At 40.8% G+C, this 683-nt stretch carries 1 protein-coding gene; it reads left to right on the top strand.

All coding sequences use genetic code 11. From position 1 onward, the window contains the following. On the top strand, positions 1-669 hold a 669-nt coding region (locus RF007C_RS04055), incomplete at its 5' end, for a restriction endonuclease subunit S (RefSeq protein WP_037297482.1). Positions 670-683 lie beyond the last annotated feature (14 nt).

Below are 683 nucleotides of genomic sequence, written 5' to 3'. Positions count from 1 at the left end.
GAGCAGCAGGCGCAGGCTCTTTTCAAGGCTTGGTTTGTTGATTTTGAGCCGTTTGGTGGGGTTATGCCTGATGATTGGTCTATTGGTACTATCTCCGACCTTTCAAGTGATATTGTATGCGGTAAAACTCCTTCAACAAAGAAAAAAGAGTATTATGGAGATTATATGCCATTTATCACCATACCGGATATGCATAATAATGTCTATGTTATTTCAACTGAGCGGAGCTTATCAGAAATGGGTTCAGATTCTCAATCCAAGAAAACTTTGCCTGCAAATTCAATATGCGTTAGCTGTATAGGTACAGCAGGACTTGTTACGCTTGTTGCTGTAGACAGTCAAACTAATCAACAGATAAATTCAATTATCCCTAAAGAAAGATTTTCGTCTTACTACATCTTCCTGCTTATGCAAACATTTTCTGAAAAAATCAACCGTTTAGGACAAAGCGGTAGTACAATAGTTAATCTCAACAAAGCGCAATTCGGACTAATGGAAGCTCTTGTGCCGTCTATCAGCGATATGAATGATTTTGATACTATCGTAAAGCCGTTGTTTGAACAGATATTGGCTAATCAATATGAGAATCAGCGCCTTGCCTCCCTCCGTGACACGCTTCTGCCAAAGCTGATGAACGGCGAGATTGACGTGTCGGAGGTCAGAATTTAGGCGGCTTGCAAGCG

The sequence above is a fragment of the Ruminococcus flavefaciens 007c genome (genome assembly GCF_000571935.1).
GTDB lineage: Bacteria > Bacillota > Clostridia > Oscillospirales > Ruminococcaceae > Ruminococcus > Ruminococcus flavefaciens_F.
This window is presented reverse-complemented; position numbering and strand designations above follow the sequence as displayed.